This is a genomic window from Variovorax saccharolyticus (assembly GCF_030316765.1).
Classification (GTDB): Bacteria; Pseudomonadota; Gammaproteobacteria; order Burkholderiales; family Burkholderiaceae_C; genus Variovorax; species Variovorax saccharolyticus.
The window spans coordinates 426,459-438,769 of sequence record NZ_JASZYT010000001.1 but is presented as its reverse complement, the minus strand read 5'-3'; the positions used below and the strand labels follow the sequence as shown (position 1 = coordinate 438,769).

The 12,311-nt window shown below is 68.9% G+C and carries 12 protein-coding genes; 7 read left to right on the top strand and 5 right to left on the bottom strand.

What is annotated here, in order from left to right; translation table 11 throughout:
* The first annotated feature begins 85 nt into the window (after positions 1 to 85).
* Entirely contained in the window at positions 86 to 1,207 is a 1,122-nt protein-coding gene (locus QTI45_RS02225; protein ID WP_286653359.1) for an MBL fold metallo-hydrolase, read from the top strand.
* A 24-nt stretch (positions 1,208 to 1,231) separates the two neighbouring features.
* Here QTI45_RS02225 and QTI45_RS02220 read toward each other — a convergent pair whose 3' ends face one another.
* The 4 genes from QTI45_RS02220 to QTI45_RS02205 all read right to left on the bottom strand — a co-directional run bounded on the left by QTI45_RS02220 (position 1,232) and on the right by QTI45_RS02205 (position 6,920).
* Positions 1,232 to 1,417 carry a hypothetical protein gene (locus QTI45_RS02220; RefSeq protein ID WP_286653358.1) on the bottom strand — a complete coding sequence of 62 codons (186 nt, stop codon included), beginning with the start codon at positions 1,415 to 1,417 and terminating at the stop codon, positions 1,232 to 1,234.
* Between the two features lie 9 nt (positions 1,418 to 1,426).
* On the bottom strand, positions 1,427 to 3,811 hold the full coding sequence (gene parC, locus QTI45_RS02215; RefSeq protein WP_286653357.1) for a DNA topoisomerase IV subunit A: 2,385 nt from the start codon (positions 3,809 to 3,811) through the stop codon (positions 1,427 to 1,429).
* 33 nt (positions 3,812 to 3,844) lie between these two features.
* On the bottom strand, positions 3,845 to 4,708 hold the full coding sequence (locus QTI45_RS02210) for a lytic transglycosylase domain-containing protein (RefSeq protein ID WP_286653356.1): 864 nt from the start codon (positions 4,706 to 4,708) through the stop codon (positions 3,845 to 3,847).
* Between the two features lie 211 nt (positions 4,709 to 4,919).
* On the bottom strand, positions 4,920 to 6,920 hold the full coding sequence (locus QTI45_RS02205) for a DNA topoisomerase IV subunit B (protein WP_286653355.1): 2,001 nt from the start codon (positions 6,918 to 6,920) through the stop codon (positions 4,920 to 4,922).
* Positions 6,921 to 7,105: 185 nt separating this feature from the next.
* On the opposite strand from QTI45_RS02205, the gene QTI45_RS02200 reads away from it, so the two are divergent.
* The 6 genes from QTI45_RS02200 to QTI45_RS02175 all read left to right on the top strand — a co-directional run bounded on the left by QTI45_RS02200 (position 7,106) and on the right by QTI45_RS02175 (position 11,969).
* A complete protein-coding gene (locus tag QTI45_RS02200; RefSeq protein WP_286367125.1) occupies positions 7,106 to 8,320 on the top strand; it encodes an MFS transporter in 1,215 nt (404 codons plus the stop codon).
* 3 nt (positions 8,321 to 8,323) lie between these two features.
* Complete coding sequence (locus QTI45_RS02195; protein WP_286367124.1) at positions 8,324 to 8,464, top strand: hypothetical protein; 141 nt, start codon at positions 8,324 to 8,326, stop codon at positions 8,462 to 8,464.
* Positions 8,461 to 9,012 (top strand): class I SAM-dependent methyltransferase, encoded by a 552-nt coding sequence (locus QTI45_RS02190; protein ID WP_286367123.1) that lies wholly within the window; start codon positions 8,461 to 8,463, stop codon positions 9,010 to 9,012. Before QTI45_RS02195 ends, QTI45_RS02190 begins: the two co-directional genes overlap by 4 nt.
* A gap of 41 nt (positions 9,013 to 9,053) precedes the next feature.
* Positions 9,054 to 9,980, top strand: a complete 927-nt coding sequence (gene dapA / locus QTI45_RS02185) for a 4-hydroxy-tetrahydrodipicolinate synthase (RefSeq protein ID WP_444813082.1) — start codon at positions 9,054 to 9,056, stop codon at positions 9,978 to 9,980.
* A 116-nt stretch (positions 9,981 to 10,096) separates the two neighbouring features.
* Positions 10,097 to 11,179, top strand: coding sequence for an NlpB/DapX family lipoprotein (bamC, locus tag QTI45_RS02180; protein WP_286367121.1), 1,083 nt, complete (start codon positions 10,097 to 10,099; stop codon positions 11,177 to 11,179).
* Positions 11,180 to 11,192: 13 nt separating this feature from the next.
* Positions 11,193 to 11,969 (top strand): MBL fold metallo-hydrolase, encoded by a 777-nt coding sequence (locus QTI45_RS02175; RefSeq protein WP_286653354.1) that lies wholly within the window; start codon positions 11,193 to 11,195, stop codon positions 11,967 to 11,969.
* A gap of 49 nt (positions 11,970 to 12,018) precedes the next feature.
* On the opposite strand, the gene QTI45_RS02170 is transcribed toward QTI45_RS02175, so the two are convergent.
* Positions 12,019 to 12,255 carry a hypothetical protein gene (locus QTI45_RS02170; RefSeq protein WP_286653353.1) on the bottom strand — a complete coding sequence of 79 codons (237 nt, stop codon included), beginning with the start codon at positions 12,253 to 12,255 and terminating at the stop codon, positions 12,019 to 12,021.
* Between the last annotated feature and the right edge of the window lie 56 nt (positions 12,256 to 12,311).

The window sequence follows — 12,311 nt, the reverse complement described above, 5'->3', positions numbered from 1 at the left end:
AGCGCAGGTGCGGCGCGGACGCGCCGCATTGGTTAAGCTCGCAGCCGCCCGGCGCCCGATGCCGCGACCTCAGGAAAGCCTGCCCATGATCGCCGCCCGCCTCCGCTCCACCTCCCGGCCGCACGCCCCATCTCGCCTGCGCGCGGTGCTGGCCTTCGCGGCCTGCGCACTGCTGGGCGCCTGCTCCCCCAGCAGCGCCTGCGAGAGCCCCTATGCGGCCTCCCCCCAGTTCAAGGACTGCAGCTTCCAGAACCCGCCCAATCCGGAGGCGCTGCCCTCGGCCGGCAGCTGGAAGATCTGGTCGCGCTTCCTCGTCGGCACCAAGACCGACACGGTGCCGACCGACCCGATCCCGGTGCAGCCGCTGACCCCCGCGCAGCTCGAGGCGCTGGACCCGCAGGCCAACCACATGGTGCGGCTGGGGCATTCGTCGCACCTGCTCAAGCTGCGCGGCAAGTACTGGCTGATCGATCCGGTGTTCAGCGAACGCGCCTCGCCTTTCCAGTGGCTCGGCCCGCGGCGCTTCCACCAGCCGCCGATCACGCTCGAGCAGCTGCCGCCGATCGAGGGCTTGATCCTGTCGCACGACCACTACGACCACCTCGATGTCGCCACCATCGAATACCTGTCGCAGCGGGTCCAGCGCTACTTCGTGCCACTGGGCGTGAAGGCGCGGCTGGTCGAGTTCGGCGTGCCGGCCGAACGCGTCGCGGAGCTCGACTGGTGGGACAAGGCGCAGCACGACGGCATCCAGCTCGTGGCCACGCCCGCACAGCATTTCTCGGGGCGCACGCTGAACGATCGCAACCGCACGCTCTGGGCCTCCTGGGTGATCCAGAGCGGCGAGCAGCGCATCTTCTACAGCGGCGACTCCGGCTACTTCAAGGGCTTTCGCGACATCGGCGAACGCTTCGGCGGCTTCGACCTCGCCATGATCGAGAACGGCGCCTACGACGCCTACTGGCCTTCGGTCCACATGACGCCCGAGCAGAGCGTGCAGGCCTTCGAGGAGCTGCGCGGCAAGGTGCTGTACTCGGTGCACAACAGCACCTTCGATCTGGCCTTCCACACCTGGCACGACCCGCTGGACCGCATCGCCGACCTGTCGGAGGGCAAGAAGATCGCGCTCGCGACGCCGGTGATCGGCGAGGTCCTGACCATCGGCCAGCCGCGCACCAACTTGCGCTGGTGGGCCGGGCTCAAGTAGCCCGGCCGCGAACGGCCCGGCGGCTCAGCCCTTGCGCTGACGTTCCCGCTCGCGCGCGCGCCGCACCTGCCGGCTCTGCCCGGCCTCCGCCACCGCCCGCGCCTGCGCGGCCTTCTTCTGCCGCCGGCGGGTCGACAGCCAGCGGCCCAGCACGAAGCTGCCGAGGCCGCTCACGACCGCGATCACGATCCCGATGATTCCGATTTCCATGCGCGACTCCTACAGCACCCGCAAGACGCCGGTCGGCTTGAAGCCGAGATCGGCCGCCTTGCCCTTGCGGGCCCGGCTGCCGCGGGCGTTGTTGAGCGTGCGGATCTCGAGCGTCTCCTCGCGTTCCTTGCCTCCGCGGCCGATGCCTTCGATCTTCACGCTGCGCGTGTAGGCCGCCGCGCCGGCCAGCGTGTCCTTGGCCTCGAGGTCGATCAGGGTCAGGCCGCGGCCTCCCTTGGGCAAGGCCTTGAGCTCGCCGATCTCGAAGGTCAGGATGCGGCCGCCGGTCGAGGCGCAGGCCACGTGCGTGGCCGCCGGCAGCGGCTCGGCACCGCCGGCGCCGCCCACCAGCGAAGGCCGGCACAGCTGCTCGCCCTCGCCCACATCGATGAAGGCCTTGCCGCCGCGCTGGCGCGAGATCATGTTCTCGACCGCCGCGATGAAGCCGTAGCCGCCGGTGTTGGCGAGCAGCAGGCTGGCGCCCGCCGGGCCCGCGAAGTAGTGCGCCACGTGCGTGCCGCTGTCGAGGTCGATCAGCGTGGTCACCGGCTGGCCATCGCCGCGCCCACCCGGCAGCGAGGCCACCGGCACGCTGTAGACGCGCACGCCCTTGTCCTTGGCGGTGCCGAAGACCAGCAGCGTGTCGACCGAGCGGCATTCGAAGGCGCCGTACAGCGCATCGCCCGACTTGAAGCTGTACTCGGGCGCCGCGGCGCCGGCGGCGCGTTCGCTGGCCCAGCCCTTCTGCGTGCGCACCCAGCCCTTCTGCGAGACGATCACCGTCACGGGTTCGTCGACCACGCGCACTTCGGCCACCGCGCGCTTCTCGGCCTGGATCAGCGTGCGGCGCGGGTCTTCGAAGCTCTTGGCGTCGGCCTCGATCTCCTTCACCAGCAGGCGGCGCAGCGCGGCCGGGCTCGAGAGGATGTCCTCGAGCTTCTTCTGTTCCTCGCGCAGGCCCTTGAGCTCCTGCTCGATCTTGATCGCCTCCAGCCGCGCCAGCTGGCGCAGGCGGATTTCAAGGATGTCCTCGGCCTGCCGATCGCTGAGGTTGAAGCGCGCGATCAGTGCCGCCTTCGGGTCCTCGGCGGCACGGATGATCGCGATCACCTCGTCGATGTTGAGCAGCACCAGCTGCCGGCCTTCGAGGATGTGAATGCGGTCCTGCACCTTGCCGAGGCGGTGCCGCGAGCGCTTCTCGACCGTGATCTCGCGGAACGCGATCCACTCGTTGAGCATCTGGCGCAGCGACTTCTGGGTCGGCTTGCCGTCGATGCCGACCATCGTCAGGTTGATCGACGACGAGCTCTCCAGCGAGGTCTGCGCGAGCAGCATCGTGGTGAACTCGTCCTGGCTGATGCGCGAGGTCTTGGGCTCGAACACCAGCCGCACCGGCGCGTCCTTGCTCGACTCGTCGCGCACCACGTCGAGCAGCGACAGCACCGCGGCCTTCAACTGCGTCTGCTCGGCCGAGAGCGCCTTCTTGCCGGCGCGGATCTTCGGGTTGGTGAGCTCCTCGATCTCTTCGAGCACCTTCTGCGAACTCACTCCCGGCGGCAGCTCGTTGACCACCAGCTGCCATTGCCCGCGCGCCAGCTCCTCGATCTTCCAGCGCGCGCGCACCTTGAGCGAGCCGCGGCCGCTGCGGTAGGCGTCGGCGATGTCGGCCGCACTGCTGATGATCTGGGCGCCGCCCGGATAGTCCGGACCCGGCACGATCGTGAACAGCTCCTCGTCTGTCAGCTTGCCGTTGGCCTTGATCAGCGCCACGCAGGCATCGGCGACCTCGCGCAGGTTGTGGCTCGGGATCTCGGTCGCCAGGCCGACCGCGATGCCGCTGGCGCCGTTGAGCAGCGCGAAGGGCAGCCGCGCCGGCAGCAGCCGCGGCTCCTCGGTCGAGCCGTCGTAGTTCGGGATGAAGTCGACCGTGCCCTCGTCGATCTCGTCGAGCAGCAGGCTGGTGATGCGGGCCAGGCGCGCCTCGGTGTAGCGCATGGCCGCGGCGCCATCGCCGTCGCGGCTGCCGAAGTTGCCCTGGCCATCGACCAGCGGATAGCGCTGCGAGAAATCCTGCGCCATGCGCACCAGCGCGTCGTAGGCGGCCTGGTCGCTGTGCGGGTGGAAGCGGCCGAGCACGTCGCCGACCACGCGCGCGCTCTTCACGGGCTTGGCGCCGACGGTGCCGTTGGCACCGCCGAAGCCGAGCCCCATGCGCGACATCGAATAGAGGATGCGCCGCTGCACCGGTTTCTGCCCATCGCTGACATCGGGCAGCGCGCGGCCCTTGACCACGCTCAGCGCGTATTCGAGGTAGGCGGTCTGCGCGTAGTCGGCCAGCGTCAGCGCGCCATCGTCTTCGGGGCTCTGCAGATCGAGCGTCGGTTGGGAATCCATGGAAAGAGAAGAAAGAGAAAAAGGTTGGCGGGTCTACGGCGTCGCCGGCACGGCGAAATCGGTGGCTTCCGGGGACGGCGGATCGGCGGCTTCGGGCAACTGCGGCATGCGGCGCGCGCCGGACGGCATGTTGCCACGACCGAAGGCACCGCCCGCCGGCACCATCTCCATGCGGATGCGGCCGCCCGGCTTGCCGTGGCCAAGGGCCGCGGTGGGTTTCAGGTAGGCATACAGCTGCAGCACGGTCGTGACGTAGTTCTGCGTCTCGCGGTAGTTCGGAATGCGGTTGCCGGCGCGCTGCACCGCACCCTCGCCGGCGTTGTAGGCTGCCAGCGCGAGCTCGATGCGGCCCGGGAACATCGCGATCAGGTCGCGCAGGTAGCGCGAACCGGTGGCGATGTTGATGCGCGGGTCGAAGAGCTTGGCCTCGATCGAGGCCCGCTTGTCCGCCGCCACGCCGTAGCGCTGCGCCGTCGCCGGCATCACCTGCATCAGGCCGAGCGCTCCCTTGGGCGACACCGCCTGCGCATCGAAGCCCGACTCGGTCGCGATCAGCGCCTGCAGCAGCTCGTAGTCGATGCCGTGCTTGCGCGACGCATCGCGCAGCGCCGATTTGGCGACCTTGTGGCCCGGCGAGGCCTCGACCAGCGCCAGCAGGGTCTGCGAGGCGCGCGACACCTTGCCGTCGCCCGCGCCCTTGCGTCCGCGCAGCAGCGGCGCGATGCCGTCGGCCGTGTCGAAGCTCTGGCCGCCCCTGAAGAACAGCTGGTAGCGCTCGTCGATCTTCTCGGAGGCGAAGTGCGCGCCGCCCTTCTCGTCGATGTAGCCGTAGATGTCGGCGGCCCCGGCCAGCGGCGCAAGCACCGCCAGCAGCATCGTCAGAAGCCAGGCTTTCATCGGATTGACCATCCGGCACTATGCAGGCGCGCAGCCCGACCCCGCCATGCACAACGTCACGAAATGTTTGCCCCCTCCCCATCCAGGCCGGCGCAGCCCGGCCCGTTGGTGAAACACCGCGGAACTGGCTTTGCCAGGCCGCTGGTGTTGCCCCCGGCAGGGGGTGGGCGCCCGGACACGAAGTGCCGGGCAACCTGGGGGCGAGCAACACTCACACATCGATTTCCACATCGTCGGCGCGCAGTTCCATCAGTTCGCGCCGCGCCGCCGCTTCGCCCTTGCCCATGAGCTTGGTGATCTCGCCCTCGGTGCCGCGGGTGTCGAAGCGTCCCAGCCGCACCTGCAGCAGGCGGCGCGTGTCGGGGTTGAGCGTGGTTTCCCAGAGCTGCTCAGCGTTCATCTCGCCCAGCCCCTTGAATCGGCTGATGCTCCAGGCGCCTTCGCGCACGCCGTCCTTGCGCAGCTTGTCGAGCGTCGCCGTGAGCTCGCCCTCGTCGAGCGCATAGAACTTGGCGGCCGGCTTCTTGCCGCGCGCCGGCGCATCGACCCGGAACAGGGGCGGCTTGGCCACGTACACATGGCCGGCCTCGATCAGCTTCGGGAAATGGCGGAAGAACAAGGTCAGCAGCAGCACCTGGATGTGCGAGCCGTCGACGTCGGCATCGCTCAGGATGCAGACCTTGCCGTAGCGCAGGCCGGTCATGTCGGGCGTGTCATCGGGCCCGTGCGGATCGACGCCGACGGCCACCGAGATGTCATGGATCTCGGTGTTGGCGAAGAGACGGTCGCGCTCCACTTCCCAGGTGTTGAGCACCTTGCCGCGCAGCGGCAGGATGGCCTGGCTTTCCTTGTCGCGGCCCATCTTGGCGCTGCCGCCGGCCGAATCGCCCTCGACCAGGAAGACCTCGTTGTGCGCCGTGTCCTTGCTCTCGCAATCGGTCAGCTTGCCGGGCAGCACGGCGACGCCGGAACCCTTGCGCTTCTCGACCTTCTGGCCGGCCCTCTGGCGCGTCTGCGCGGCCTTGATCGCCAGTTCAGCGAGCTTGCGGCCGTAGTCCACATGCTGGTTGAGCCACAGCTCGAGCGCCGGCCGCACGAAGCTCGACACCAGCCGAACCGCATCGCGCGAGTTGAGGCGCTCCTTGATCTGGCCCTGGAACTGCGGGTCGAGCACCTTGGCCGACAGCACGTACGAGGCCCGCGCGAACACGTCCTCGGGCAGCAGCTTCACGCCCTTGGGCAGCAGCGAATGCAGCTCGATGAAACTCTTGACCGCGTTGAACAGGCCGTCGCGCAGCCCGCTTTCATGCGTGCCGCCGGCGCTGGTCGGAATCAGGTTGACATAGCTCTCGCGCACCGGCTGGCCGTCCTCGGTGAAGGCCACGCACCATTCGGCGCCCTCGCCTTCGGCGAAGTTGTCGGCGTTCTTGTCGGCATGGCCCGAGCCTTCGAACAACGGGATCACCGGATCGCCGTTGAGGGTCTGCATCAGGTAGTCGCGCAGGCCGCCCTTGTAGAGCCAGGTCTGGGTTTCCTTGGTCTTCTCGACCACCAGCGTGACCGTGACGCCCGGCATCAGCACCGCCTTGCTGCGCAGCAGGTGGGTGAGCTCGTGGATCGGCAGCACGGCCGACTCGAAATACTTGGGGTCGGGCCAGGCGCGCACCGTGGTGCCCTGCCTGCGGTCGCGCGGGCCCTCGCCGTTGGCCGAGGCCGCAGCGCTTTCCTGCGGCCGGACCTTCAGCTTCTCGACCACGTCGCCGGCCGAGAACGCGAGCTGCGCCACCGAGCCTTCGCGGTACGAAGTCACCTCGAGCCGGGTCGACAGCGCGTTGGTCACCGACACGCCGACGCCGTGCAGGCCACCCGAGAAGCTGTAGGCGCCGCCCGAGCCCTTGTCGAACTTGCCGCCCGCGTGCAGCCGCGTGAACACCAGCTCGACCACCGGCGCTTTTTCTTCCGGATGCAGCCCGAAGGGAATGCCGCGGCCGTCGTCCTCGACGCTGACCGACGCATCGGCGTGGAGAATGACCTTGATCTTCTTGCCATAGCCCGCGAGCGCCTCGTCGGCCGCGTTGTCGAGCACTTCCTGAATGATGTGCAGCGGGTTGTCGGTGCGGGTGTACATCCCCGGCCGCTGCTTGACGGGCTCGAGGCCCTTGAGGACGCGAATCGAGGATTCGCCGTAACTGCCTGGTTCCTTGCTTGCCATGGCGCCGGATTCTAGGCTCCCCGCTCCCTCCACTTCGTGTGGGTCGCTGCCCCCCGAGGGGGTGCGGTTCCGGCACCGCCACCGGGCACGGGCGCGCTGCATGCATCAAAGACCGGCAAAAATATCAAGAATCGCCGCCAACCGGCCGCCGACGCGTTCGCCGGCTTTTGGGTACATTTTCCGGAATGACTTCTTCCCACCAGCCGCTCAGCATCCAGCGGGTGCTCATCTGCGGCGCCCTGATCGTCACCCTGTCGATGGGCATCCGCCACGGCTTCGGACTCTGGCTGCAGCCGATCACCCAGGAGCAGGGCTGGTCACGGCAGACCTTCTCGTTCGCGCTGGCGATCCAGAACCTCTCGTGGGGCGTGTTCGGCGTCTTCGCCGGCATGCTGGCCGACAAGCTCGGCGCCCTCCGCGTGCTGGTGGCCGGCGCCATCTTCTATGCGCTGGGGCTGGCCGGCATGGCGCTGTCGCCCACGCCGCTGATGTTCACGCTGACCGCCGGCGTGCTGATCGGCGCCGCCCAGGCAGGCACCACCTACGCGGTGATCTACGGCGTGATCGGGCGCCAGATCCCGGCCGAACGCCGCTCCTGGGCCATGGGCGTGGCGGCCGCGGCCGGCTCCTTCGGACAGTTCCTCATGGTGCCGGTCGAGGGCCAGCTGATCGCCCGCTTCGGCTGGCACACCGCGCTGCTGGCCCTGGCGGCGCTGGTGCTGCTGATCATCCCGATGGCCGCGGCGCTGCGCGAACCGCGCATGGCCGCCGTCGCCGGCAGACGCGAGCAGACCATCCTGCAGGCAGTCCAGGAGGCCTTCAAGTACCCGAGCTTCGTGCTGCTGATGGCGGGCTACTTCGTCTGCGGCTTCCAGCTCGCGTTCATCGGCATCCACATGCCCAGCTATCTGCGCGACAAGGGCCTCTCGCCCGAGGTCGCCAGCTACGCGCTGGCGCTGATCGGCCTGTTCAACATCTTCGGCACCTACACCGCCGGCGCGCTCGGCGCCCGGATGGCCAAGCGCAAGCTGCTGGCAGCGATCTACCTGAGCCGCGCGGGCGCGATCGCGCTGTTCCTGCTGCTGCCGCTGTCGCCGCTCTCGGTCTATGTGTTCGCCGCGGCGATGGGCTTCCTGTGGCTGTCCACCGTGCCGCTGACCAGCGGCATCGTGGCCCAGATCTTCGGCGTCGCCCACCTCTCGATGCTCGGCGGCTTCGTCTTCCTGAGCCACCAGGTCGGTTCCTTCCTCGGCGTCTGGCTCGGCGGCTTCCTGTACGACCGGCTGGGCAGCTACAACCTGGTCTGGTACATCGCGATCGCGCTCGGGGTGATGGCCGCGCTGGTCAACCTGCCGGTCAAGGAAAGCGCGATCCTGCGGCCCAAGCTGCAACCGGCCTGAGCCATGTCCGCCAGCACCCGCCATCGCCTCGTCCGTGCCGGCTGGCTGGCCGCGGCGGCGCTCGCGCTGGCGGGCGTGTTCGCCCTCTACACCCGGCCTGGCTTCCTCGTCACGCTGGTCGACCAGATCTGGGCCTGCTTTTGAACCACGCGACGCTCGCGCCCTCGCCCTGGATCGTGCGCTGGTCCCACCTGCCCGCGTGCGGCGCCCCGGTGCTGGACGTCGCCTGCGGCAGCGGCCGCCACATGCGCTGGTTCGCCGGGCGCGGCCATCCCGCCACCGGCGTCGATCGCTCGCAGGAGGCGGTCGATGCCGCGGCGTCCTGGGGCCAGGCCGTCCTGGCCGACATCGAGAGCGGCCCGTGGCCCTTCGAAGGCCGGCAATTCGGCCTGGTGGTCGTCACCAACTACCTCTGGCGGCCGCGCCTGCCCGACATCGTCCAGGCGGTGGCTCCCGGTGGCGTTTTGCTTTATGAAACCTTCGCGGCCGGCAACGAGAGCGTGGGCAAGCCTTCCAGGCCCGATTTCCTGCTCCAGCCCGGCGAACTGCTGGCCGCCTGCGCCGGCCTGCGGGTGGTGGCCTACGAGGACGGCTTCCTGGCGGAACCCGAGCGTTTCGTCCAGCGAATCGCCGCCGTGCGCCCGCAAGACGCGGCCGCTTCGCCGCCCCGCCATCCCCTGCAGGCGCCCTGACAGGGCCGGTCCGGTGCCGGGGGGCGGGCCCAATCAGTAGAATGGCTGCTTTTCGGGCAAACCACAAAGAGATTCCCTTGGAGCAACTGACAGGTAGCATCGTTGCGCTCGTCACGCCGATGCACGACGACGGCAGTGTCGACTATCCCGCCCTGCGCCGGCTGATCGACTGGCACATCGACGAAGGCACCGATTGCCTCGGCGTCGTCGGCACCACCGGCGAGTCGCCGACGGTCGACGTCGAAGAGCACTGCGAGATCATCCGCGTCTCGGTCGAGCAGGCGCGCGGCCGCGTGCCCGTAATGGCCGGTTGCGGCGCCAATTCCACCAAGGAAGCGATCGAGCTCGCCAAATACGCCCGCGGCGTGGGCGCCGATTGCCAGCTCCAGGTGGTGCCCTACTACAACAAGCCGACCCAGGAAGGCCAGTACCAGCACTTCAAGGCCATCGCCGAAGCGGTGGGCGACCTGCCGACGGTGCTCTACAACGTGCCCGGCCGCACGGTGGCGGACATGGCGCACGACACCGTGCTGCGCCTGGCCCAGGTGCCCGGCATCATCGGCATCAAGGAAGCCACCGGCAACATCGAGCGCGCCCAGTGGCTGATCCGCGACCTGCCCAAGAGCTTCGCAGTCTATTCCGGCGATGACCCGACCGCGGTCGCGCTCATGCTGTGCGGCGGCCAGGGCAACATCAGCGTCACGGCCAACATCGCGCCGCGAAAGATGCACGAGCTGTGCGTCGCCGCGATCGCCGGCGACGTCAAGCGCGCCATGCAGATCCAGTTCGAACTGATGCCGCTGCACCGCCACCTGTTCGTCGAACCGAATCCGATTCCGCTCAAATGGGCGATGGCACGGCTCGGGCTGTGCGGCGGCGCGCTGCGCCTGCCTCTCACCGAACTCGCCGAAAGCGGCCGGCCGGTGGTCGAATCCGCATTGCGCGCCAGCGGCCTCCTCAAGGACTGACCCCATCTTTACAGCGGGCGTTTGCGAACGCCGGCAACCTTTTGCCCGGGCCGCGCTCTGAAGGAGCGGGCACCGCGCCCACCGATTGAGCTCAACATTCCAAAAGGAAGTAGACGTTGAAAACCATTTCGCGATTCGCATTGCTGGCCCTGGTCGCCAGTCTCGCCGCCTGTTCGGCCCTCGAGAGCGACAAGATCGACTACAAGAGCGCCGGCAAGGCCCCGACCCTCGAAGTGCCGCCCGACCTGACCCAGCTCACGCGCGAGAACCGCTATGCGGTGCCGGGCGGCGCGGTCACGGCCAACGCCTACCAGGCCGGCCTCGCGAACGCGCCGGGCCTGCCGACGGCGGTCAGCTCGGTCGGCGACGTGAAGATGGAGCGCGCGGGCACGCAGCGCTGGCTGATCGTCAACCGCTCGCCCGACCAGCTCTGGGAGCCGGTGCGCGATTTCTGGCAAGAGAGCGGCTTCCTGCTGACCACCGACCAGCGCAATCTCGGCATCATGGAAACCGACTGGGCCGAGAACCGCGCCAAGCTGCCGCAGGACATCATCCGCGGCACGCTCGGCAAGTTCATGGACTCGGTCTATTCGACCGGTGAACTCGACCGCTTCCGCACCCGTCTGGAGCGCACGCCCAACGGCACCGAGATCTTCATCAGCCACCGCGGCATGGAAGAGGTCTACAGCAGCTCCCGCAAGGACCAGACCGCCTGGCAGCCTCGCGCCAGCGATCCCGAGCTCGAGGCCGAATTCCTGCGCCGCCTGATGGTCAAGCTCGGCGTTTCGCAAGAGCAATCGAAGGTCATCGCCGCGGCCGGCGCCGCGCCGCAGACGGCCAAGGTCGCCAACGTCGGCGGCCAGCCGGTGGTGCAGATCAACGAGAACTTCGAGCGCGCATGGCGCCGCGTCGGCCTGGCGCTCGACCGCACCGGCTTCACGGTCGAAGACCGCGACCGCGCCGCCGGCACCTACTTCGTGCGCTACGTGCCGCCGAACCCGAACAAGTCGGAACCCGGCGTCTTCGCCAAGCTGTTCAGCTTCGGTTCGAGCAAGACCGAGGCACCGCTCAAGTTCCGCATTCTGGTCAAGGGCCAGGGCGAGACCAGCACGGTGTCGGTCCTGAACGAGAGCGGCGCGGCCGACAGCACGGCCAATGCGCAGCGCATCGTGCAGGTCATCGCCGACGACCTGAAGTAAGGCGCCCGCCCCGATGCTGCGCTTCCGCAGTCTGGGCAGCGGCAGCACCGGCAACGCCACGCTGGTCGAGGCAACCAGCGCAGGACGCAGCTCGCGGCTGCTGATCGACTGCGGCTTCGGGCTCAAGCAGCTCGACAGCCGGCTGGCGCGCGTCGGACTCGCGGCCGGCGACATCGACGCCATCTTCATCACCCACGAGCACGGCGATCACATCGGCTGCGCGCGTTCGCTGTCGCGGCGCGAACGGATCCCCGTGTGGATGAGCGAAGGCACCTGGCTGGCGACCGGCGGGCACGATTTCGAAGGCCGGCTCACGCTGGCGCGCGACGGCGTCGACATCGAGGTCGGCGAGCTCTGCGTCCAGCCCTTCACCGTGCCGCACGACGCGCGCGAGCCGCTGCAGCTGCGCTGCACCGACGGCGCGCGCCACCTCGGCGTGCTGACCGACCTGGGCCACGCGACGCCGCACGTGCTGGCGCGCCTCATGGGCCTCGACGCCCTGCTGCTGGAGTTCAACCACGACAGCGAGTTGCTGGCCGGATCCTCCTACCCGCCCTTTCTCAAGCAGCGGGTCGGCGGCAACTACGGCCATCTGTCGAACGAGGCTGCCGCGGCGATCGCGCGCGCGGTGCTGCATGACGGCCTGCGCCACGTCGTGGCGGCCCACCTGAGCGAGCAGAACAACCGGCCCGAGATCGTCCGGCGCATGATGGCCGACGCCCTCGGCGGCGCCGCCGACGAGATGCTCACGGCGACGGCCGCCGACGGCTCGCCCTGGCTCGATCTCTGATGCCATGAAAAAGGCCGCCCGCAGGCGGCCTTCGGTGACGCAACGCGCCTCAGGGCTTGGCCGGAGGCGTCTCGGCGTTCTTCTTCGCAGCCTCGGTGGCCGCATTGGCGGCATCGAGCGCCGAAGATGCGCTTGGTGAAGGCGCCGGTGTGGCCGCTGGCGCGGCGGGCGGCGCGACCTGCGCCGGTGGCGGCGTGACGACGGCCGGTGGTGCCTCCTCCTTCTTTCCGCAGGCCGACAGGGCGGCGACTGCGATCAGCGAAGCGAGCAATACGGACTTCTTCATTGGGAAACTCCTTTGGATGAAGATGGCAGGCAAAAAATTCTAGGCCCGCATTTCCA

Coding starts and splice junctions, on each gene's coding strand:
- QTI45_RS02195 (WP_286367124.1), top strand. CDS start 8,324: ATGTCCGCCAGCACCCGCCATCGCCTCGTCCGTGCCGGCTGGCTGGCC.
- QTI45_RS02175 (WP_286653354.1), top strand. CDS start 11,193: ATGCTGCGCTTCCGCAGTCTGGGCAGCGGCAGCACCGGCAACGCCACG.
- QTI45_RS02170 (WP_286653353.1), bottom strand. CDS start 12,255: ATGAAGAAGTCCGTATTGCTCGCTTCGCTGATCGCAGTCGCCGCCCTG.
- dapA (WP_444813082.1), top strand. CDS start 9,054: ATGGCTGCTTTTCGGGCAAACCACAAAGAGATTCCCTTGGAGCAACTG.
- QTI45_RS02205 (WP_286653355.1), bottom strand. CDS start 6,920: ATGGCAAGCAAGGAACCAGGCAGTTACGGCGAATCCTCGATTCGCGTC.
- QTI45_RS02210 (WP_286653356.1), bottom strand. CDS start 4,708: ATGAAAGCCTGGCTTCTGACGATGCTGCTGGCGGTGCTTGCGCCGCTG.
- QTI45_RS02225 (WP_286653359.1), top strand. CDS start 86: ATGATCGCCGCCCGCCTCCGCTCCACCTCCCGGCCGCACGCCCCATCT.
- QTI45_RS02220 (WP_286653358.1), bottom strand. CDS start 1,417: ATGGAAATCGGAATCATCGGGATCGTGATCGCGGTCGTGAGCGGCCTC.
- parC (WP_286653357.1), bottom strand. CDS start 3,811: ATGGATTCCCAACCGACGCTCGATCTGCAGAGCCCCGAAGACGATGGC.
- QTI45_RS02200 (WP_286367125.1), top strand. CDS start 7,106: ATGACTTCTTCCCACCAGCCGCTCAGCATCCAGCGGGTGCTCATCTGC.